General features: G+C 60.6%; 21 protein-coding genes and 2 pseudogenes. 10 read left to right on the top strand and 13 right to left on the bottom strand.

The features are described 5' to 3' along the window. Positions 1-5: 5 nt before the first annotated feature. Positions 6-848: a PhzF family phenazine biosynthesis protein gene (locus tag ABWL43_RS10505; protein ID WP_404487616.1), complete on the bottom strand. Its 843-nt coding sequence runs from the start codon at positions 846-848 to the stop codon at positions 6-8. A 17-nt stretch (positions 849-865) separates the two neighbouring features. Further along, entirely contained in the window at positions 866-1,564 is a 699-nt protein-coding gene (locus ABWL43_RS10500; protein ID WP_145163385.1) for a glutathione S-transferase N-terminal domain-containing protein, read from the bottom strand. Positions 1,565-1,814: 250 nt separating this feature from the next. Between ABWL43_RS10500 and ABWL43_RS10495 the strand changes: the two genes are divergently transcribed. Next, a complete protein-coding gene (locus ABWL43_RS10495; protein WP_145163383.1) occupies positions 1,815-2,516 on the top strand; it encodes a histidine phosphatase family protein in 702 nt (233 codons plus the stop codon). A 58-nt stretch (positions 2,517-2,574) separates the two neighbouring features. Further along, entirely contained in the window at positions 2,575-3,630 is a 1,056-nt protein-coding gene (locus ABWL43_RS10490; protein WP_404487615.1) for a permease, read from the top strand. 129 nt (positions 3,631-3,759) lie between these two features. Here the strand turns inward: ABWL43_RS10490 and mnmH are convergent, their stop codons facing one another. The 4 genes from mnmH to ABWL43_RS10470 all read right to left on the bottom strand — a co-directional run bounded on the left by mnmH (position 3,760) and on the right by ABWL43_RS10470 (position 7,021). Further along, positions 3,760-4,863, bottom strand: a complete 1,104-nt coding sequence (gene mnmH, locus ABWL43_RS10485) for a tRNA 2-selenouridine(34) synthase MnmH (protein WP_404487614.1) — start codon at positions 4,861-4,863, stop codon at positions 3,760-3,762. Next, positions 4,863-5,897, bottom strand: coding sequence for a selenide, water dikinase SelD (gene selD / locus ABWL43_RS10480; RefSeq protein ID WP_262206250.1), 1,035 nt, complete (start codon positions 5,895-5,897; stop codon positions 4,863-4,865). The genes mnmH and selD overlap by 1 nt, the downstream gene beginning before the upstream one ends. A 95-nt stretch (positions 5,898-5,992) precedes the next feature. Further along, positions 5,993-6,742, bottom strand: a complete 750-nt coding sequence (locus ABWL43_RS10475; RefSeq protein ID WP_106580101.1) for a TerC family protein — start codon at positions 6,740-6,742, stop codon at positions 5,993-5,995. 27 nt (positions 6,743-6,769) lie between these two features. Next, the gene (locus ABWL43_RS10470; RefSeq protein ID WP_145163375.1) at positions 6,770-7,021 is read right to left on the bottom strand and encodes a hypothetical protein; all 252 of its coding nucleotides are present in this window, start codon (positions 7,019-7,021) and stop codon (positions 6,770-6,772) included. 134 nt (positions 7,022-7,155) lie between these two features. Between ABWL43_RS10470 and nhaR the strand changes: the two genes are divergently transcribed. After that, the gene (gene nhaR / locus ABWL43_RS10465; RefSeq protein ID WP_145163373.1) at positions 7,156-8,058 is read left to right on the top strand and encodes a transcriptional activator NhaR; all 903 of its coding nucleotides are present in this window, start codon (positions 7,156-7,158) and stop codon (positions 8,056-8,058) included. A gap of 4 nt (positions 8,059-8,062) precedes the next feature. On the opposite strand, the gene ABWL43_RS10460 is transcribed toward nhaR, so the two are convergent. After that, positions 8,063-9,220: an MFS transporter gene (locus ABWL43_RS10460; RefSeq protein WP_404487613.1), complete on the bottom strand. Its 1,158-nt coding sequence runs from the start codon at positions 9,218-9,220 to the stop codon at positions 8,063-8,065. 239 nt (positions 9,221-9,459) lie between these two features. Here ABWL43_RS10460 and sstT point away from each other — a divergent pair, with 239 nt between their 5' ends. Beyond that, positions 9,460-10,680, top strand: a complete 1,221-nt coding sequence (sstT, locus tag ABWL43_RS10455; protein ID WP_106580097.1) for a serine/threonine transporter SstT — start codon at positions 9,460-9,462, stop codon at positions 10,678-10,680. A 63-nt stretch (positions 10,681-10,743) separates the two neighbouring features. On the opposite strand, the gene ABWL43_RS10450 is transcribed toward sstT, so the two are convergent. Continuing rightward, positions 10,744-11,253, bottom strand: coding sequence for a DUF1993 family protein (locus ABWL43_RS10450; protein WP_053255427.1), 510 nt, complete (start codon positions 11,251-11,253; stop codon positions 10,744-10,746). Between the two features lie 125 nt (positions 11,254-11,378). On the opposite strand from ABWL43_RS10450, the gene ABWL43_RS10445 reads away from it, so the two are divergent. Beyond that, positions 11,379-12,029 (top strand): YceH family protein, encoded by a 651-nt coding sequence (locus tag ABWL43_RS10445; RefSeq protein WP_369303341.1) that lies wholly within the window; start codon positions 11,379-11,381, stop codon positions 12,027-12,029. Positions 12,030-12,147: 118 nt separating this feature from the next. On the opposite strand, the gene ABWL43_RS10440 is transcribed toward ABWL43_RS10445, so the two are convergent. After that, on the bottom strand, positions 12,148-12,966 hold the full coding sequence (locus ABWL43_RS10440) for a shikimate 5-dehydrogenase (protein ID WP_145163365.1): 819 nt from the start codon (positions 12,964-12,966) through the stop codon (positions 12,148-12,150). Between the two features lie 156 nt (positions 12,967-13,122). Between ABWL43_RS10440 and ABWL43_RS10435 the strand changes: the two genes are divergently transcribed. The 3 genes from ABWL43_RS10435 (at position 13,123) to ABWL43_RS10425 (ending at position 14,179) form a co-directional block, all read left to right on the top strand. After that, positions 13,123-13,476: a hypothetical protein gene (locus ABWL43_RS10435; RefSeq protein ID WP_053255424.1), complete on the top strand. Its 354-nt coding sequence runs from the start codon at positions 13,123-13,125 to the stop codon at positions 13,474-13,476. A gap of 234 nt (positions 13,477-13,710) precedes the next feature. Then, positions 13,711-13,905, top strand: coding sequence for a hypothetical protein (locus ABWL43_RS10430; protein WP_145163363.1), 195 nt, complete (start codon positions 13,711-13,713; stop codon positions 13,903-13,905). 91 nt (positions 13,906-13,996) lie between these two features. Continuing rightward, entirely contained in the window at positions 13,997-14,179 is a 183-nt protein-coding gene (locus ABWL43_RS10425) for a hypothetical protein (RefSeq protein ID WP_106580093.1), read from the top strand. A 19-nt stretch (positions 14,180-14,198) separates the two neighbouring features. On the opposite strand, the gene ABWL43_RS10420 is transcribed toward ABWL43_RS10425, so the two are convergent. Then, complete coding sequence (locus tag ABWL43_RS10420) at positions 14,199-15,266, bottom strand: AI-2E family transporter (RefSeq protein WP_404487611.1); 1,068 nt, start codon at positions 15,264-15,266, stop codon at positions 14,199-14,201. Between the two features lie 351 nt (positions 15,267-15,617). Between ABWL43_RS10420 and yegQ the strand changes: the two genes are divergently transcribed. Further along, complete coding sequence (yegQ, locus tag ABWL43_RS10415; RefSeq protein WP_404487610.1) at positions 15,618-16,931, top strand: tRNA 5-hydroxyuridine modification protein YegQ; 1,314 nt, start codon at positions 15,618-15,620, stop codon at positions 16,929-16,931. A 174-nt stretch (positions 16,932-17,105) separates the two neighbouring features. Here the strand turns inward: yegQ and ABWL43_RS10410 are convergent, their stop codons facing one another. The 3 genes and pseudogenes from ABWL43_RS10410 to ABWL43_RS10400 form a co-directional block, all read right to left on the bottom strand. Beyond that, entirely contained in the window at positions 17,106-17,861 is a 756-nt protein-coding gene (locus ABWL43_RS10410; RefSeq protein WP_370004746.1) for a methyl-accepting chemotaxis protein, read from the bottom strand. 102 nt (positions 17,862-17,963) lie between these two features. Next, positions 17,964-18,785 (bottom strand): annotated as a pseudogene (locus tag ABWL43_RS10405) (cache domain-containing protein); the annotation flags it as partial. Positions 18,786-18,887: 102 nt separating this feature from the next. Next, complete coding sequence (locus ABWL43_RS10400) at positions 18,888-20,207, bottom strand: Na+/H+ antiporter family protein (protein WP_404488388.1); 1,320 nt, start codon at positions 20,205-20,207, stop codon at positions 18,888-18,890. A gap of 245 nt (positions 20,208-20,452) precedes the next feature. On the opposite strand from ABWL43_RS10400, the pseudogene ABWL43_RS10395 reads away from it, so the two are divergent. Beyond that, positions 20,453-21,742, top strand: a pseudogene (locus tag ABWL43_RS10395) (HAMP domain-containing protein); the annotation flags it as partial. Positions 21,743-21,768: the final 26 nt, after the last annotated feature.

Raw genomic sequence — 21,768 nt, 5'->3', positions numbered from 1 at the left:
TTGATCTAGAGCTGTACTCGCCCGTCGATGCACACTGCGACCGCACCACCAACCCAGATTTCATCGCCGTGGCGCTCGACGCGTATACGCCCGGCGCGCCCCATGGCCGTGCCTTGGCTGACCACGTAACAGTCGGGCGCCAGCCCCTCGCTCAACAACCATTGGGCAATGCCGGCATTCAGGCTGCCAGTGGCGGGGTCTTCCTGAGCGCCGTCACCGGCGATAAAGCCGCGGACTTCGAAGTGCGTGTCCACGGCGTCGCGCGCCGGGTCGCAAGCTGCGATGACGCCAATCGCCAGACCGTGCAATTGCGAGTAGTCCGGCTGCAAAGCAAGCACTTGGTCACGATCAGCCAACATCACCGCCAGCCAGCCCGCGCCATTGTCGACCCATTGACTGCTCACGATGGCTTCGGGCGCCAGGCCCAACCCCAGGCGCACGCGCTCAAGCAGAGGTGCATCCACCGGGCCGGTGCGCAACAACGGTGGCGCAATGAACGCCAACTCGCCGCCTTCACGACGGACACGCACCAGGCCGATTTCGCACTCCTGGATGATCTCGTCGCCCTTCGGTACGCCGCCCGCCTGCAGCCAGGCATGGCAACTGCCCAGCGTCGGGTGCCCGGCGAACGGCAGCTCTGTGAGCGTGGTGAAAATTCTTACCCGATAGTCAGCCCGAGGATCACGCGGCGTCAGCAAAAACGTGGTCTCGCTCAGGTTGGTCCAGTTAGCAAAATCGGCCATCTGCTGGTCAGTGAGGCTGTCAGCGCCCAGCACCACCGCCAGTGGGTTGCCTTTGAGCGAAACGCTGCTGAATACATCCAGTTGCTTGAAATCAAAGGTCGGCATACTTCGACGCTCTAGGGTCACGCAGGTACGTTCAAACCACGAATTACCGCCGGACGTGCGACAAAGCCGTCCAGCGCGCGCAGCACATTAGGAAAGTCGGCGATGCCGACCAGATCGCCGGACTCATAGAAGCCGATCAGGTTGCGAATCCACGGAAAGGTGGCGATGTCGGCGATGCTGTACTCGTCACCCATGATCCAGGTGCGGCCCAGCAGGCGTTTTTCCAGCACTTCCAGTAATCGCCGGGACTCGGCGACGTAGCGATCACGCGGACGTTTATCGTCGTAGGCCTTGCCGGCAAATTTGTTGAAGAAACCGACCTGGCCGAACATCGGGCCGATACCGGCCATCTGGAACATCAGCCATTGAAGGGTTTCATAACGGGTGGCCGGGTCTTCGGAAAGCAGCTGGCTGGTTTTTTCCGCCAGATAAATCAGGATCGCACCGGATTCGAACAACGCCAGCGGCTGACCGCTCGGGCCATTGGGGTCGATGATCGCGGGAATCTTGTTATTGGGGTTCAGGGACAGAAATTCCGGGGACAACTGGTCCTGGGTCTCGAAATTGACCTTGTGCGCCTCGTAGGGCAGGCCCAGCTCTTCAAGCATGATCGACACTTTGACGCCGTTGGGCGTGGGCAGCGAATACAGCTGCAAACGCTCCGGATGCTGGGCGGGCCATTTGCTGTTTATCGGGAAAGCGGCGAGTGCATTCATCGGGAAATCCCCAGGCGGAAAGCCCCCATGATAGCCACCCCAACGCCGTCCTGCATGGGTCATCATTGCGCAACATAACCACGCTATCGTGCGCGCAGGCGAACCAAAATGCCGATACGCACTCTTAAGTGCGCCATTACGGTGAAAGGAGACACCCTGTTACAACGACACGGAAAACCGCAGGACGCCGGATGCGTCGCTGGGTCCCGGCTTGTCCGCCTTAATCCGATGCACTGAAGACTCGAACCTAATGACAATCAAGCCTCTGTGCCTTGCGCAACGCCTTAAACGTTATTCGTACATCATGCTGCCGCTGCTGTTGGCAGGCGGCGCCATCGGCCTGAGCCTGGAGTCGCGCATCAGCAGCGCCGGCCCGGTGGATGGCGTGCAAACCCTGGTATTCCTGCGCCACGGCGAAAAACCCGTCGGCGGCCTCGGCCAGCTCAATTGCCAGGGTCTGAACCGCGCGATGAACCTGGCCACCGTGCTGCCGGAGAAATTCGGCAAAGCCAACTTCGTGTTTGCGCCCAACCCGACGCGTAATGTCGAGGAAGGCGAGCACGATAATTCCTACAGTTACATTCGGCCGCTGATGACCATCAGCCCCAGCGCGATCAAGCTGGGCCTGCCAGTGAACATCAAGTTCTCGGCCAACGACACCAGCGCCCTCGCCGACGAACTGGTGGAAGACAAGTATCACAACGCGATCATCTACACCGCCTGGTCGCACGGCTACCTGCCGGAGCTGATCAACAAAGTGGCCAGTGAGGCTTCGGGCGAAAAACACACCATCACCGAAGACTGGTCGGGCAGTGACTTCGACACGCTGTATGTACTGACTTTGACCTGGCACAACGGCAAGGCGTCGCTGCTGAGCCGCAACTACAAGCAAGGCCTGGATAACGGCCAGCAGACATGCCCGGATGCAACTCAGGTCAGCGCAGATATCTGAAGCCGGCGCGGCACAAGCGTATGATGCGTCGCTATTGAATCATCTGCGGATCAGCACCATGCCCAACCTCGTCTCCATCCAGCCCAACCGGGGCTGGTCGTTCTGGTGGAAACCAGCGCTGTTCCTGCTGGTGGCCTGCATTGGCCTCTACTACGTGAAGTGGTCGCCCTACTACCTCAAGGCATTCGTCGCGGCGGATAACCACAGCATCGGCGCCTCGATTCTCAATGACCAGCAAACCGCGCCCCTGACGGCCGCGCTGGCCTACGCCCAGGTGTATTTCCTGGCGATCTGGAAAGCTGCCGTGCTGGCGGTAATTCTGGGTTCGCTGCTGCAAGTGTTGATTCCCCGTGACTGGCTGCTGCGCCTGTTTGGCCGCGCCGGGCTGGGTTCGACCCTGCGTGGTGGACTGTTCGCCCTGCCGGGGATGATGTGCAGTTGCTGCGCAGCACCTGTGGCAGCGGGCATGCGCCGCCAAAACGTGTCGGTGGGTGCGGCGTTGGCGTTCTGGATAGCTAACCCGGTGTTGAACCCGGCGACGCTGGTGTTCATGGGCTTTGTATTGGGCTGGGGCTTTACCGCATTGCGGCTGGTGGCGGGGATTGTGCTGGTGGTCGGGGTGTCGTTGGTGGCACAGCGGATTGCCCGGCCCGATCAAGTGCCCGTAGCCGCATTGAACGCGGTCGCCGACGCCAGCCTGAGCGAATCGCAACCGTTCCTGAGCCGTTGGTTGCGTACCCTGTGGCAGCTGTTCTGGAGCACGATCCCGATCTACATCATTGCCGTGCTGGTACTGGGCGCCGCGCGGGTCTGGCTGTTTCCCCATGTCGATGGGGCCATGGCCAACAGCCTGATGTGGCTGGTGCCACTGGCAATCGTCGGCACGCTGTTCGTGATTCCTACGGCCGCCGAAATCCCTATCGTACAAACCATGATGACCCTGGGCATGGGCACCGGCCCGGCCGTGGCCTTGCTGATGACACTGCCGAGCGTGAGCCTGCCGTCCCTGTTGATGCTGCGCAAGGATTTCGATGCGCGGGTGCTGGTGACGGTGGCCGTGCTGACCATGGTGGTGGGCGTGGTATGCGGGTTGATCGGGGCGGCCATCCTGTAGAGTTCGGGTGAGGTTCAGGGCGCTTTCGCGAGCAAGCCCGCTCCCACATCTCGACCACGTTCCTAAAGGATAAACGCGGTCAAATGTGGGAGCGAGCTTGCTCGCGAAGAGGCCCTTAGCCACCGCTGATTATTCTGACTTGCCACTGCGCTCGCGCAAGTACTCCACCACGGCGCTCTGCTCGCCCGCAAACTCGATCCGCGCGCCTTTGCGTTCTCGCTGGAAGGCATACATCGGGTCGTAATACTCGCGCAGTAAGCCTTCGATCCACACCCGGTGCAGGTCCACGGCACCACTGCGGGCCTGTTCCGCCAGAGCATCCTGCAAGATCGCCTGCAGCCGCTGGAAGCGCTCGCCACCCAGGCGTTTGTGGATATTGGCCAGGCTCTGGGTCAGGCGCTCGGCGAACAGTGCCTGACCGTTTTCGCCAAATACTTGAATGAATTCGGCGCAGAGGTCGACCACATAATCACGCAGGATTCTTTCCACGCGGCCTTCAACACTGTCTTCCAACCACACCATCGAAAACGTCTGCATGCTCTGGTGCAAGGGTAACGGCAGCGCACAACTGCCGATCATGCGGCTTTCGTCTTCGACCACGAATTGCTCGATACCCCCTGCACGCTTTTTCAGCAGGTCCACAGCCAAGCGGTTTTCGAAGTCGATGTTGGACGGCTGCGCGGTGGCGCGCTTGCCAAAGCTGGAGCCGCGATGGTTGGCGTGGCCTTCCAGGTCCAATGCGTTGCGCAATTGGCCGAGCACTTCGGTCTTGCCGGTGCCGGTCATGCCGCCAAGCAGTACAAAATCACACTGCGCAGTCGCCTGCTCCAGCGTTTCCAGCAGGAAAGTACGCATGGCCTTGTAGCCACCGCCGACTCGCGGGTACTCGATACCGGCTTCGGTCTTCAACCATTGCTGCACGATCTGCGAACGCAGCCCACCGCGAAAGCAGTACAAATAGCCCTCAGGGTTGGCCTTGGCAAACTGCGCCCACTGTTCAATACGCTCGGCCTTGATCGCCCCGGACACCAGTTCATGCCCCAGCACGATAGCGGCTTGCTGGCCTTGCTGTTTGTAACAGGTACCGACCCGCTGGCGCTCGTCGTCGGTCATCAGCGGCAGGTTGACCACACCGGGGAATGCGCCTTTGGTGAACTCGATCGGCGCGCGGGTATCCATCATTGGCCGGTCGTTGAGGAAGATGTCGCGGTAGTCGGTGATGTCAGTTGCCATCAAAACACCTCTACCGCGTGGGTCTGTCGCTCAACCAGTTCGCCGATGGGCTCAAGGCTCAGGCCCAGTTCGGCGGCCACGGTGTGGAATTCGGCGTCGCCTTCAGGGCTAACGGCAATCAGCAAGCCGCCGCTGGTTTGCGGATCGCACAGTACGCGCTTGTGCAGTTCCTGCAGGCGCCCGAGCTTGCTCGAATAACTGTCGAAGTTGCGCAAGGTGCCACCGGGCATGCAGCCCTGATCGAGGTAGTCCTCGATCCCGGCCAGGCGTGGGACCTTTTGGTATTCGATGCGCGCCGTGAGCCCACTGCCATCAGCCATTTCCACCAGGTGACCCAACAGACCGAAACCGGTGACATCGGTCATCGCGGTTACGCCGGCCAACTTGCCGAACCGGCTGCCAGGTTTGTTGAGCGTGCACATCCAGTCACGGGCCAGGCCGATATCCGCTTCGCGCAGCTTGCCCTTCTTTTCGGCGGTGGTCAGGATACCGATGCCCAGAGGCTTGGTCAGGTACAGCTTGCAGCCGGCAGTGGCAGTGTCGTTACGCTTCATGTGGCGTTTTTGCACGATGCCGGTGACGGCCAGGCCAAAGATCGGCTCCGGCGCATCGATGGAGTGCCCACCGGCCAACGGAATACCGGCGGCGTCGCACACCGAACGGCCGCCACGGATGACTTCGCGGGCAACTTCCGGCGCCAGTACATTCACCGGCCAACCCAGAATGGCGATGGCCATCAACGGGTCGCCGCCCATGGCGTAGATGTCGCTGATCGCGTTGGTGGCGGCGATACGGCCGAAGTCGAAGGGATCATCGACAATCGGCATGAAAAAATCAGTGGTGGAGACCACGCCGCGCTCGTCGTCGATGGCGTACACCGCCGCGTCGTCGCGCGAGGCGTTGCCGACCCACAGGTTGGGGTCGAGGTTCTGCGCGCCGCTGCCGGCAAGGATCACTTCCAGCACCTGCGGTGAAATCTTGCAGCCGCAACCCGCGCCGTGGCTGTACTGGGTAAGGCGAATCGGCTCGTTCATGGTGGACCTCAAGGTAACAAGTACGCGGATTCTATCAGACAGCAAAAAGCCGGCTGGGCGCTTGTGCGCTCAGCCGGCTTTGTGTGTTTCTGGCGTTACTGCCTCGCGGCGAGCAAACGCTGGTGGCGATTGCGTCGTGCGATGTTCAAGCACTCAATCGCTGCCGAGAACGCCATGGCCGCATACACGTAGCCTTTTGGTACATGGGCGCCGAAGCCTTCGGCGATCAGCGTCATGCCGATCATGATCAAAAAGCCCAGGGCCAGCATGACCACAGTCGGGTTGTCGTTGATGAACTTGGCCAGCGGTTCGGCCGCCACCAGCATCACGATCACCGAAACCACCACCGCAATGATCATGATCGGCAAGTGCTCGGTCATGCCCACGGCGGTGATGATGCTGTCGATGGAGAACACCAGGTCGAGCAGCAGGATCTGGCCGATGGCCGCGGCAAAGCCAATGGTCACGGCATTGCTGACGGTTTCTTTCGCCTCCGGCTCCGGGTCCATGCTGTGATGGATTTCGGTGGTCGCCTTCCACACCAGGAACAGGCCACCGGCGATCAGGATCATGTCCTTCCACGAAAACGCCTGGCCGAAGATTTCGAACACCGGCGCCGTCAACTGCACGATAAACGCGATGGTACTCAACAGGCCCAGGCGCAGTACCAGCGCCATGCTGATACCGATACGGCGTGCCTTGGCCCGATGCTTCTCGGGTAATTTGTTGGTGAGAATCGAGATAAAGATCAGGTTATCGATGCCCAGCACGATTTCCATCACGATCAAGGTAGCCAGTGCGATCCAGGCGGTGGGGCTGGCGGCCAGTTGTAAGAGGTAATCCATAGGTCAGTCCTGACGTTGTGCGGGAAATTAGGCTTCTTTGCTGCCCGATTCAGATTCTTTTTCGTTCTGTTCCTGGTTTTTTTCCGGGCTGATCAAGCCTTGCGTCGCTTCACTCAATGCCTGTTCGGCAGCCTTGTGGGTTTCATCGATGGCTTGCTTGGCAGATTCGGTGGCCTTGCCCAGCACTTGCTGGGCGCTCTTTTCAACCTGATCACAACCGCTGACCACTACCAATGAAAGCGCAAGCAACGATGCGGCGCCCAGGGAATTGAGTTTCATCATGTATTCCTCGTTAGAACCAGCGGGTCCAAATGGTGGCCCCTCGATAGCGAGGCATTCTATGCAGGCGGACAGTTCAGGAAAATTCGTATTTTTTTGACATATACTTCGCTTTTTACGAAGTGTAGACCGTGATGCTCAATTACCGACAACTGCATTACTTCTGGGTGGTGGCCAAGACCGGCAGCATCGTGCGCGCCTGTGAGCAATTGAACCTCACGCCGCAGACCATCAGCGGTCAGATCAGTTTGCTTGAGCAAACCTTCGGTATCGCGCTGTTTCAGCGCGTCGGGCGTCAGTTGGAACTGACTGAAGCCGGGCGCCGCGCCCTGCCCTACGCCGAGCAGATGTTCCAGACCGGTAATGAGCTGGAGGCGCTGTTGCGCGCAGAGCCCAACGAACAGCAGATCCTGTTCCGGGTCGGAGTCGCGGACGTGGTGCCTAAATCCATCGTGTACCGGCTGATCGCGCCGACCATGGAGCTGAGCGAGCCAATCCGCATCACCTGCCGCGAAGACAAACTCGACCGCCTGCTGGCCGACCTGGCGATCCAGCGCCTGGACCTGGTGATTTCCGACAGCCCCATGCCCACACACCTGGACATCAAGGGCTACAGCCAGAAGCTGGGCGAATGCGGTATCAGTTTTTTCGCCACCCAGGCATTGGCAGACAGGTATGGCGGCGATTTCCCACAAAGCTTGCAGGGTGCGCCGCTGTTGATTCCGGGAGCCGAGACGGTGGTGCGCAGCCGTTTGCAGCGCTGGTTTGCCGAGCAGCAGATCCAACCGAAGATCATCGGCGAGTTCGACGACAGCGCCTTGATGCAGGCATTCGGGCAATCCGGCAGCGGCATTTTTATTGCCCCCAGCGTGATTGCCGATGAGGTAGTGCGCCAGTATGGCGTGGCGCTGATCGGCCAGACCGATGCGGTCACCGAGTCGTTTTACGCGATCTCGGTGGAACGTAAAATCAAGCACCCCGGCATTGTGGCGATTACCGAAGGGGCGCGACGCGAGCTGTTTACCGCCCTGCCCTGAGGGTTCAGGCGTTGGATGCGAGCGGCTGCTTGACGGTCATCAGCCACAGCGCCAGCAAGATCGACACCAGGATAAAACCGGACGCGGCAAAACCCAGGCTGCCAAGGCCGAGGGTGTCGATCACATGCCCGCCGACCATCGCGCCCAAGCCGATCCCAAGGTTGGCGCCAGCGATATTCAACGACGCGGCAAACGCCGGGGCATGGGGCGCGGCCTTCATCAACCGCACATGGCTGACCAGGAACATCGCCGCCTGGGTCACGCCCCACACGGCCATCGCCGCTACCAGGCCAATCGTTGAATGAATCGCCGGAACCAAGGCCACCATGCCGGCGATCATGAACCCGCAGAACACCATGGAGGCGATCAATGGGTGGCGATCCACCGCGCGCCCGCCCAGGGAGTTGCCGAGCAGGCCGACCGCGCCAAAGCCCATCAGGCACCAGCCCACCAGGGTGCCGTCGAACCCGGCCAGGCGCTCGAGGATATCGGCCAAGTAGGTGTAAGCAGTGAACATGCCGCTGAACACCAGGATCGACAGCAGAATATGACCCTGCATCACCGGGTTGCGCAGGATCTTGAACTGCGAGCGCAGGGTGACTTGATCGTTTTTCGGCTTAGTCATCGGCAAGTAGATAAACAGCAGCAAAGCCTTGGCCAACGCCACCACGGCGAGGATCGCGAACGCGGTGCGCCAGCCGAACATGTCCGAAATCAACGTGCCCACTGGAATGCCGAACACGGTGGCGCAGACGATGCCAAAGCCAATCTTTTCGATGGCGCGCCCGGCGTATTCCGGGCCGACGATATCCACTGCGGTTTCACTGGCCAGGGCCCAGAACACCGGCAGCCCCAACGCGGGGATCAACCGTGCCACTGCCATTACCCAAATATTCGGCGCCAGCGCGGCCACCGTATTGGCCACGCCAAACATGATCAGAATGCAGATGAACAGACGCTTGCGCCCAAAGCGCGCGAAGTACGCCGTAAGAAACGGACCAAACGCCGCCACGGTAAAGGCAAACAAGGTCACCAGCAGCCCGGCCTGGGAGACACTGACATCCAAGTCCCGGGCAATGGACGGCAATAGGCCGACGATAATGAATTCTGTGGTCAGCACGGTAAAGCCGGCGGCCGACAGCAGCAGGATGGGAAACAGCATGAAAACTCCAGAAACGACGACATCAACGACAGCCCGAAGGGCTCGCTGACGGATAGGAAAGGTGAGAGGCGGGAATGTTAACAGAGTATGTCGGGATTTAGCCAAGGCCCGCCGCCGCGGGTGACCGAATGCCGCATCGCAAAGAACACTTTGTACAGCGTGCTAGACTCCGCGCCCCGCGTCCTACAGCCCGTTCTGCGTGCGCCGCTGTGCCTTCAAAAAAATAGAGACATGTGTTTATGACTGCTGCCCCTTCCCTGCTGCAACGACTGGCTCGCGTCAGCCTGGTCACGCAAATCATCCTCGGCCTGGTTGCCGGTATCCTTCTGGCGTTGTTCGCGCCAGAGGCGGCCAAGGCCACCGGTTTTATCGGCAAGGTGTTTGTCGCCGCGCTCAAGGCCGTGGCGCCGATTCTGGTCTTCGTGTTGGTGATGGCATCGATTGCCAGTCATAAACACGGCCAGGAAACCCATATCAAGCCGATCCTGTTCCTGTACCTGCTGGGCACGTTCGCTGCCGCCGTGGTCGCAGTGATTGCCAGCACGTTGTTCCCCTCGATGCTGGTGCTCGCCACTCACGATGCCAGCGTCAGTGCGCCCGGCGGCATCGGCGAGGTGCTGCAAAGCCTGCTGCTCAGTGTGGTGGATAACCCGGTCAGCGCACTGATGAACGCCAACTTTATCGGCATTTTGGCCTGGGCCATCGGCATGGGCATCGCGATTCGTCACGCGGGTGAGACCACCCGCACCGTGCTGGAGGATTTGTCCAACGGCGTGACGCTGATCGTGCGCATGGTGATTCGCTTCGCACCGCTTGGCATCTTCGGCCTGGTGGCCTCAACCCTGGCCACCTCCGGCTTCGGCGCCCTGCTCGGCTACGTCCACCTGCTGATGGTGCTGATCGGCTGCATGCTGTTCGTGGCGCTGGTGGTCAACCCGGCCATCGTGTTCTGGAAACTGCGCCGCAACCCCTACCCACTGGTGCTGATGTGCCTGCGTGAGAGCGGCATCACCGCTTTCTTCACGCGCAGTTCGGCGGCGAATATTCCGGTGAACCTGGCGCTGAGTAAACGCCTGGGCCTGCATGAGGACACCTACTCAGTGTCGATTCCGCTGGGCGCCACCATCAATATGGCCGGTGCGGCAATCACCATCACCGTGCTGACACTCGCAGCGGTTCACACCCTCGGCATTGCCGTCGACCTGCCGACCGCCGTGCTGCTCAGCGTGGTCGCGGCGATCTGTGCCTGTGGTGCGTCGGGTGTGGCCGGCGGCTCGCTGCTATTGATTCCACTGGCGTGCAGCCTGTTTGGTATTCCCAGCGAAGTTGCCATGCAGGTGGTGGCCGTCGGTTTCATCATCGGCGTGCTGCAGGACTCGGCGGAAACCGCGCTCAACTCGTCCACCGATGTGCTGTTTACTGCTGCGGCGTGCCTGGGCAAGGATGAGCAATTGGCTTAACTGTCAGGCATGAAAAAGCCCGGGGCGTTCGATCAAGAACAACCCCGGGCTTTTTTTATGGGCTTAGAAAGCGCCCATGTAATCACGCTTGCCCACTTCCACACCGTTGTGACGCAGCAGAGCGTAAGCGGTAGTGACGTGGAAGAAGAACTGCGGCAGGCCGTAGGTCAGCAGGTAGGACTGGCCGCTGAAGCGCTTCTCTTTCGGCGTGCCTGGGCGGGTGATGATCTCGATGCCTTCCTTGCCGTCGATTTGCTCAGGCTTGATGGTGTCGACAAATGCCAGCACCTTGGCGATCAGTGCTTGCAGGTCGGCAAAAGTCACTTCGCTGTCTTCGTACTTCGGCACTTCGATCTCGGCCAGACGCGCGGAAACGCCTTTGGCGAAGTCGACAGCGATCTGGACCTGGCGCACCAGCTGGAACATGTCCGGAAACAGGCGCGCTTGCAGCAAGGCGTTTGGCTCGATGTTCTTGGCGGTGGCGTGGGCTTCGGCCTTGTTCAGCACATCGCTCAGGGCGTTGAGCATTTGCTTGAAGACCGGGATGGAGGCGGCGTACAGGGAAATAGTCATGACAGTCTCACGGTAATGGCAGGGTTTGGAACCAGCGGCGATTATAGACATGCCAGCCGCGCGTGCCGCTTGTCTTTTATTTTTTCAGGATTAGGCTAGTGGGTTCACTGCATAGGGAAAGCGCGATGACCGCCGAGCACGACACCGAGACCCCTGAGCCGCGCCTGAACAGCACGGAAATCCGCATCCTGGGCTGCCTGATCGAAAAACAGGCGACCAACCCGGAAACCTACCCGCTGACCCTTAACGCCCTGGTGCTGGCGTGCAACCAGAAGACCAGCCGCGAACCGGTGACGAACCTCAGCCAGGGCCAGGTCGGCCAAAGCCTGCGCGCGCTGGAAGGCCAGGGTTTTACCCGCCTTGTGATGGGCAGCCGTGCCGACCGCTGGGAGCATCGCGTGGACAAGGCACTGGAGCTGGTGCCGGCCCAGGTGATCCTGATCGGGCTGCTGTTTCTGCGCGGGCCGCAGACGGTCAATGAACTGCTGACTCGCAGCGGGCGCATGCATGACTTTGAAGACGCCGAGCAAGTCGTGCACCAGCTGGAGCGTTTGATTGCGCGCGGGCTGGCGGTGCTGGTGCCGCGTCAGGCCGGGCAGCGGGAAGACCGTTATACCCATGCGCTGGGGGATCCGGCGGATATCGAGGTGATTCTGGCGGCACGGGGTAATCCGGTGGAGCGGTCGACGGGGGCGGTTTCTCTGGATCGTATCGAAGAGCTTGAATCCAGAATCGCAGCGCTTGAAGAACGCCTGGCACAACTGGAACAGGCATAACTCGATCAACAATGTGGGAGCGGGCTTGCTCGCGAAGGCGGTGGTTCAGTTGGCACATTCGTCGACTGACACATCGTATTCGCGAGCAAGCCCGCTCCCACATTAGCTCCAGTGGTTTTCAGGCTCGGGCGAAGGCCACTGCGGCTTGAAACTGTTCATCCGTGGGCCGCACGCCGGTGTACAGCACAAATTGCTCCAACGCCTGGATCGCGATCACTTCGAGCCCGGTAATCACTCGCTTGCCTTTGGCCCGACCGCGCACGATCAGCGGCGTTTCGGCGGGAATCGCCACGACATCGAAGACGGTATCGGCGGCATCCACAGCTTCTGCTTCAAACGCCAGTTGATCCGCCTCTGCCCCACCGGTCATGCCGATCGGTGTCACGTTGACCAACATCTGCGGGCGCAAGTCACCCAGCTCTGCCTGCCATTCATACCCCAGGCTTTGGGCCAGGGCCCGACCGGCCGCTTCGTTACGCGCCACAATCACGCCATGGGCGTAACCACCGTCGCGCAAGGCACTGGCCACGGCCTTGGCCATTCCGCCGCTGCCGCGCAGGGCAAAGGTGGATTCCTTCGGTACCGCGTGCTTTTTCAGCAGTTGTTCGACGGCGATGTAGTCGGTGTTGTAGGCCTTGAGATGGCCGTCGGTGTTGACGATGGTGTTGAGGGAGGCAATGGCTTTGACCGAGTCGTCGAGCTCATCGACCAACGCAAGGCTGGCCTCCTTGAATGGCATGGAAACGCCGCAACCGCGAACGCCCAGTGCGCGTATACCGCCGATCGCGCCGGGTAAATCCTGGCTGCTGAAGGCCTTATAGTAGAAGTTCAGACCCAACTGTTCATACAGATGGTTATGGAAACGCAAGCCAAAATTCCCGGGACGCGCCGACAATGACATGCACAGTTGGGTGTCCTTGTTGGGGTGCATCTGCATGGAAAACTCCTTTGAGTAAGCAATTGGGTACAGACCTTACACAACCTTTACCTATCGACTGTGCTGTTTTTCAGAAATACGTTGTCTTAAAAGTATCCCCGCGACAATCCTTGAGTCTATTGATTGCAGACCACAAGCGCAGGGGCTAACCGAGGAATGACCATGATCCGTAAAATCCCCAAAATCGCCTTGCTTATCGGCGCACTCGCTATGGCAGGCCAAGCCTCCGCCCACGGTGGTGGTTGGGGTGGCCCGGCCGTATTGGGTGCTTTAGTCGGCGCAGCCGTTGTCGGCTCGGTGGTTGCCAGCCAATCCCAGCCGGTCTATGTGCAGCAACCGGTTTACGTTCAGCCGCAACCGGTGTATGCCGCGCCTCCTCCGGTCTACTACGCTCCGCCGCCACCGGTGTATGTGCAACAGCAGGTTTATTATCGCCCGGCGCCGGTTTATTACGGCCCACCGCGTGGTTACTACGGCCCTCCCCATGGGTATTATGGCCGCGGCTGGTAACGCGCAATTAACATCCCAGGATCAGGCCCCGCTTACACGCGGGGCCTTTTTTTTGCCTTAAAGGTCCGGATTTACCCTGCAAAGGTCGCTGTGAGGACAATGCTCGAGGCGTAATCGCACATCATTATGGCTAATGTCTACTTGCTCGAACCAGGCTTGCGCTGTCATGTTTGTGTCACCAAGCCCTCTCACTATTGATTCTGTCCAGCCAATAACAATTAAGGACGACTGACCATGCCCACGCAAAACCCGCACCGCACCGCCGGCCTGTGCACGTCCAGCAAGGTCTACAGCGCACTCACAGAGCTCAAGCACCTTGAAGGCCATCGCAGCGCGAAGTTCCTGGCGTTGTTGGCGGAAAACCTGGTGCATAAGGGGCTGCTCAGTGAGCAGGAAGTGGTGATCATGCTCGATCAAGTGGTGGATTGACGTCTTGTGTTGATGACGACTATCGAGCCGGTTGATTTTTCCTTCGGCCCGCAGCGCCGTAAGGTGGCCTCCATAGCAATTGGAGGTCTCTATGCCCACTGTTCAGATCATGTCCGTTATCGGCAGCGCCGTTCCCGCCCCCCTTCGCAAGCTGGGGCTGCTGGCTTGCTGGTACCTGGTGCGCGATGGCGAGCCCATCAGCGGCCCGCTCACGTCGTTATCGGCCGCCGAAAAGCAGCTTCAACAGGCGTCGAGCTTCAGGCTGCACGCCTGAAGCTCGCCGTCTGTAACCGCTAAGGCAGCGGCAGCTTGACCCGCGGTTTGCTTTCGACAAACAGCGCCCAGCTCGACATAAACAACGCCGCCACCAGCGGCCCGATCACAAACCCGTTCAGGCCAAACACCGACAGCCCGCCCAGGGTCGAGATCAGGATCAGGTAATCCGGCATCTTGGTGTCCTTGCCCACCAGGATCGGGCGCAGCACATTGTCCACCAAGCCGATCACGAAGACGCCGAACACCGCCAGCACCACGCCCTGCCAGATCGAACCGCTCAACAGGAAGTAGATGGCCACCGGGCCCCACACAATCCCCGCGCCCACGGCTGGCAGCAGCGACAGAAACGCCATCAACACCGCCCAGAGCAACGCACTGGGAATATCCAGAAACCAGAAAATCAAACCGCCCAGCGCGCCTTGGGTCACGGCCACCAGCACGTTGCCTTTGACCGTAGCCCGCACCACGCGATTGAACTTGAGCTGCAAACGGCGCTTTTGCGGCTCGGCCAGCGGCACCGCCGTGCGCACTTTGCGCACCAGCTCCGGACCGTCGCGCAGCAGAAAAAACAGCAGATACAGCATGATGAAAAAGCTCACCAGGAAATCAAACGTGCCCTGGCCAAAGCTGAACGCCTGGGTCGCAAAGAACTGGCTGCCCTGCATCGCACTCTTGACGATCTTTTCGCGCAGGCCTTCCAGGTTGCCCATGCCAAAACGGTCCAGCAGGTGCTGGAAGTATGGCGGCAGGACGTTCTTGAATTGCTCGATGTACCCGGCCACGTCCAACTTGCCGCTTTCGATATTTTTGTACAGGGTCGCGCCCTCTTGCACCAGCAGCACGCTGGTAATGATCACCGGCAAAATCGCAATGATCAGGCACACCGCCAGCGTCGCCAGGGACGTCAGGTTGCGGTTCCAGCTGAACCGCTGTTGCAGGCGCCGCTGCATCGGGGCAAAGATAATGCCGAGGATCACCGCCCAGAACACCGCACCGTAGAACGGCAGCAATATCCAGATAAAAGCGATGGTCACCAGGGCCAGCAGCAACAGCAGAGTTTTGAATTGCAGGTTGGTTTGATTCATGTCCGGTCCATGTCAGAAAAGCCAAGGCCCCGTGCAGGCCCTGTTGCTTAGTCCGCTGCGAATGCTGGGAGTGCCATCGTTTATCGCACAAGCATAGACCGCATCACTCATTGCCCGAGAGACTGCGCCTTTGCCTCGCTCAACAGCGTCTGAATCATCTGCTCCTGAGCTTCCTCGCGGCCTTCGCCGAAGTGGCTGTGGGGATGCACCATTGGAATCCCCCGACGTATCGCGCCTATGTCGAAACCCACCTGCCGATACACCACGATACAAAATCAACAAAGGGCGATCTGGATCAATAAATCCCAGATCAAGCTCCACTACCCTCGCGACCTTTTGCGACGCGAACCCATGCCATCTGTCATCGCCCCCGAACTGCTCGCCCCCGCCGGCACCCTGAAAAACATGCGCTACGCCTTCGCTTACGGCGCCGATGCGGTCTACGCCGGCCAGCCGCGTTACAGCCTGCGTGTGCGCAACAATGAATTCGACCACGCCAACCTGGCGCTCGGCATCCAGGAAGCCCACACGCAGGGCAAACGCTTCTACGTAGTGGTGAACATCGCGCCGCACAACGCCAAGCTGAAAACCTTCCTCAAGGACCTGGCCCCCGTGATCGGCATGGGCCCGGATGCGCTGATCATGTCCGACCCCGGGCTGATCATGCTGGTGCGCCGCCATTTTCCGCAGATGCCCATTCATCTGTCGGTGCAGGCCAACACGGTGAACTGGGCCAGCGTCGAGTTCTGGCAGCAACAAGGCGTCAGCCGGGTGATTCTGTCGCGCGAGCTGTCACTGGAAGAGGTCGACGAAATCCGCCAACACGTGCCGACCATGGAGCTGGAAGTGTTCGTGCACGGCGCCCTGTGCATGGCCTATTCCGGACGCTGCCTGCTGTCGGGCTACATGAATAAGCGCGACGCCAACCAAGGCACCTGCACCAACGCGTGTCGCTGGAAGTATCAGGCCACGCCGGCGGTGGAAAACGCTACGGGCGACATCGTCCAAACGTGTCAGCCAACCCTGGGCATCGGCGCGCCCACCGATCAAGTGTTCCTGCTGCAGGAAGCTAATCGCCCGGATGAGCAAATGCCCGCGTTCGAGGATGAACACGGCACGTACATCATGAACGCCAAGGACCTGCGCGCGGTGCAGCACGTGGAGCGCCTGACCCACATGGGCGTGCATTCGCTGAAGATTGAAGGCCGCACCAAATCGCACTTCTACTGCGCACGCACCACCCAGGTGTATCGCCAGGCCATCGACGATGCGGTGGCCGGTCGCGCCTTTGACCGGCGGCTGATGACCAATTTGGAATCACTCGCCCAGCGCGGCTACACCGAAGGTTTCCTGCGCCGCCACGTGCATGACGAATACCAGAATTACCAGCACGGCAGCTCGGTGTCGGAACGGCAGCAGTTTGTCGGGGAGTTGACCGGCGAGCGCCGTGGCGAGCTGGCCGAGGTCAAGGTGAAGAACCGCTTTGCCGTGGGCAATCATCTGGAATTGATGACGCCCGCCGGGAATTTTCACTTCGACCTGGCCGTGCTGCACAACGCCAAGGGTGAAGCCATTGAGGTCGCGCCGGGCGACGGGCACACCGTGTACGTGCCGCTCCCGGCCGCAATGGACCTGCGTTTCGGCCTGCTGATGCGCGACCTCTAACGCGTCGCCGCGCAGAATACGCATCTAGCGGCCTTTGGTGAACATCGGATAACCATCGCCTAAACGCTTGGCTGACGTCCCGGCACACGCCATCGATCACCGTGGCGGCGGCCCCGCGTGTGAGAGGTATATTCGTATGTACGTCAGTTAAACATCGGTTAAACCCATGAAAGATCAGATCCTGAACTGACCGACCAACTGCCCCAGGCGCTGGCCCAAATCCGCCAGGCTGCGAGAGGTCTGGGCGCCCAGTTGGGTTTCATCGGCCACACTGTCGACCGCCACGGCGATCTGATGCACGCTGCGGTTGATCTCTTCGGCCACGGCAGTTTGCTCTTCGGCGGCGCTGGCAATCTGCGCGTTCATCGAGTTGATGGTGCCGATCAGCTGCGCCATGGTGTCCAGTGAGGCGCCGGCCTGGTTGGCCTGGGCCGAGGTACCGTCGCCGGCATCGCTGGAACGGCGCATCGCGTCCACGGCGGCTTCGGTACCTTTTTGCAGGCGGTCGATCATGCCCTGGATTTCCTGGGTGCTGGTTTGAGTGCGGCTGGCCAACGCTCGCACTTCATCGGCGACCACCGCAAAACCACGCCCGGCCTCGCCTGCCCGTGCGGCTTCGATGGCGGCGTTGAGCGCCAGCAGGTTGGTCTGTTCGGCGATCGAACGGATCACGCCCAGCACGCTGACAATCGACGACACGTCCTGTTGCAAGCTGTCGAGCGACACGCCACTGCTGCGGATGTCATTCACCAGCGCATGAATCTGCGCGATGCTGCCGTCTACCACGCGCTTGGCGGCCTGGCCCTCGGCGTCGGTCTGTTGCGCGGCGACGGCAGCGCCCTGAGCGCTGCGCGCGACTTCATGGGCGGCGGAGGACATCTGATTAATGGCGGTGGCCACTTGGTCCGTTTCGTGACGCTGGCGCTCCATCGCGGTTTCCGAGCGCTGGGCTTGCTCGGACACCTGCCCGACCAACCCGGTGAGTTGCGAGGTCATCTCGGTGATCTGGCGCACCAGGCCGTGAATCTTGTCGACAAAGCGGTTGAACGCACCCGCCAGATCGCCCAGTTCATCCTGGCTGGTGATGGCCAGGCGGCGGGTCAAGTCGCCCTCGCCCGCCGCGATATCGTCGAGGTTGGCTTTCATCAAGTTCAACGGCCGCAGGATGGTATTGGCGGTCACCATGCCCACGGCGGCAATCACCAGCAACACCACCACGGCCACACCGAGGATGCTCAGCAGCACGCCTTCCATGCGTTTCTCGACCTTGGCCTCAACCACGGCCACCTGGGCTTCGATGCCGTCGAGGTTGACCGAGGTGCCAATCACCATGTCCCACTTGGGCAGGTATTCGGTGTAGCCAAGCTTGGGCACCAACTCGGTCTGCCCCGGCTGGGTCGAGCTGTATTGCAGGTAGTGGGTGCCGTCCTTGCCGACCTTGACCAGGTCGCGGTTGACGTAGACGCCGTTGGGGTCGCGGTTGTCCTTGAAGCTCTTGCCCACGCCGTCAGGGCTGTTGCCCTTGAACAGGCGGATGGTCTCGGAGTCGTAGCCGAAGAAGTAGCCGTCCTTGCCGTAGCGGGTGTTGGACAGCAACTTGACCACCTCGGCCCGCGCGGCGGTGTCGCCAGGGGCGGCGGCGTCGTAGAGCGGTTTGATGGTGGTCATGGCCACCTCGACATAACTTTGCAGGGTGGCCTTTGCGTCGTTGAGCAGGCGCTGGCGGGTTTCATCCACCTCGTTGTGTGCCTGGCCCTGAAGGATCCACACGGTGGTCAGGCTGATGACCACGGCAAACAGCAACACCGGCACTACGGCGAGGGACAGGACTTTGGCCTTCAGGCTCAGACGCATGGCTTTTCTCTCTTATTAGTGGCGACTTGGAGAGGCTATCGGCCAATTGCAACGGATCTGTAGGCCACTGAATACCCGTGGCGCGGGAGGTGTTTCAAATCATCAAAGGGTCATCGCAGCGAGCCAGCCGAATGCCAGCAACGGGATGTTGTAGTGCAGGAACGTCGGCACCACGGTGTCCCAGATATGGTGGTGCTGGCCGTCGATGTTCAGGCCGGAAGTCGGGCCGAGGGTCGAGTCCGAAGCCGGCGAGCCCGCATCGCCCAGTGCGCCTGCGGTGCCGACGATGCACACAATCGCCAACGGGCTGAAACCCAGTTGCACACACAAAGGTACAAAAATCGCGGCGAGGATCGGCACCGTGGAAAACGACGAGCCGATGCCCATGGTCACCAGCAGCCCCACCAGCAACATCAGCAACGCGCCCACGCCACGGCTATGGCCGATGAATGCCGCCGAGGTTTCTACCAGCGAACGCACGTCACCCGTGGCCTTGAGCACTTCGGCAAACCCCGAGGAGGCGATCATGATGAAGCCGATCATGGCCATCATCTTCATGCCTTCGGTGAACAGGTCGTCGGTTTCGCGCCAGCGCACGATGCCAGACACCGAAAAGATCAGGAACCCGGCCAGGGCGCCAATGATCATCGTGTCCAGCCACAGCTGAATGATGAACGCCGAGGCAATCGCCAGCCCGGCCACCAGCAGGGTCAGCGGGTTGTACTGCACAGCCACTTGCTCGACGCGCTCGATTTTTTCCAGGTCGTACACGCGCTTTTTGCGATAGCTGACAAACACTGCCACCAGCAGGCCAACCACCATGCCCAGCGCCGGCAAGCCCATGGCGTGGGTGACGTTGACCTGGCTGATGTCGACGCCGCTCTTGGCCACGTTGGCCAGCAGGATCTGGTTGAGGAAGATGTTGCCGAAACCCACCGGCAGGAACATATACGGCGTGATCAGGCCGAAGGTCATCACACAGGCGATCAGGCGGCGGTCCAATTGCAGCTTGGTCAGCACGTACAACAACGGCGGCACCAGCAGCGGAATAAACGCGATGTGGATCGGCAGGATGTTCTGCGAGGCAATTGCCACGACCCACAACAGACCAATCAGCAACCATTTGACGTGGCTGCCGCCAGTGGCTTCCTGACGATCGACCAGCATCAGCGCCTTGTCTGCCAGGGCATGGGCCAGGCCGGACTTGGCAATCGCCACCGCGAAAGCGCCAAGCAAGGCGTAGGACAACGCCACGGTCGCCCCGCCGCCCAAGCCGCCGTTGAAGGCCTTGAGCGTGGCTTCGATGCCCAGGCCACCGGTCAAGCCACCCACCAGGGCGCCGACGATGATGGCGATGACCACATGCACGCGGGACAAGCTGAGCACCAGCATGGTGCCGACCGCGGCGATGACTGCGTTAATCATGATTACCTCAAGACAGAAACATAAAAAACAGGCATGCCCGCGCCCGGGCGGCCATGGGGTTGGCTGCCAGCGTGCAGGCTTGAAGAGGTCTTATTAGAGGGCGCGCACTTTGCAGCAGGCGGGCGCGCATGTCAAAAAACGGCGTCGTTTTCAGCGCTCAATTGAACGTTTAAATAATAAAGAAGCATCAAAAGCGGCCGATACAGAGGCTCTCTGTGTTTTCAGGTTAAGGATGCTCCTCGATGTTCCTCAGACAGCTGTCCATTCAATGGAAAATCACCCTGCTCGCCGGCCTTTGCCTGCTGGGGATCGTGACCCTGCTGGTGGGTCTGTCGCTGTATCGCATGGAGCACAGCTCGCAGCAGGTCAAAGCCTCGAGCATGCAGATGCTCGACGAGTCCGCCCAGGCGCGCATCGAGGCCCAGGGTGAAGTGCAGGCGCTGGGCATTCGCCAGCAATTCATGGACGCCTACCAGTACGGCCATGGTTTTGCCCGTCAGGTACTGTTTTTGCGCGAACAGGCGGAAAAACGCTTCCTCGACGCCTTCGACACCCGCGAAGACCTGACCCGCCAGGTCAAGGCCGCGCTGCAGGCCAACCCGGACCTGCTCGGGTTGTCGCTGGTGTTTGAAGCCAATGCGCTGGACGGCAAGGATGAGCTGTTCGCCAATCAGGCGGAACTGGGCAGCAATGACAAAGGCCGTTTTGCCCTGTACTGGTCGCAACCGACGCCAGGCAAATTGACCTCCATGTCACTGCCCGAAAGCGACATGTCCGACACCAGCGTCGGCCCCAGCGGCGAGAAAGCCAACGCCTGGTTCACCTGCCCGCGCACCACCCTGAAACCTTGCGTGATCGAGCCGTACTTTTATGTGATCGACGGGCAAAACGTGCTGATGACCAGCATCGTGTTTCCGCTGATGGTCAACGGCAAAGTCATCGCCTCGCTGTCGGTGGACATCAACCTCAACAGCCTGCAGGCCGTGAGCCAGCAGGCCAGCCAGAAGCTGTATGACGGCCAGACGCAAGTCAGCATCCTCAGCCCCACCGGTTTGCTCGCCGGCTACAGCCCGGATGCGAGCAAACTCAGCCAGCGCCTGGATAAAGTCGACACGGCCAGCGGCGCGCAATTGATCAACGCGCTGGCGGCCAGCACGCAAATCCGCAGCGTGCGCAACAACCATCAACTCAAGGTATTGGCGCCGTTCGCACCGATTCCCGGCGGCAAGCCATGGGGTGTGTTGCTGGATGTGCCGGAAAAAGTCCTGGTGGGCCCCGCCGAAGCGCTCAAGGCGCAACTGGATGCCGACAACACCCGCGGCACCCTGCTGGAACTGAGCCTGGGCCTGCTCGCCGCCGTGGTCGGCCTGGTACTGGTGTGGCTGATGGCGCGCAGCGTGACCCGGCCGATCCTTGGCGTGGCGCGCATGCTGGAAGACATCGCCAGCGGCGAAGGCGACCTGACCCGTCGCCTGGCCTACGACAAGCAGGATGAACTGGGCCAACTGGCCGGCTGGTTCAACCGCTTCCTCGACAAACTGCAACCGATCATTGCCCA

The organism is Pseudomonas sp. HT11 (assembly GCF_044875395.1).
GTDB lineage: Bacteria > Pseudomonadota > Gammaproteobacteria > Pseudomonadales > Pseudomonadaceae > Aquipseudomonas.
Note: the sequence above shows the minus strand (reverse complement) of the source record. Positions and strands in the feature narration are given on the sequence as shown.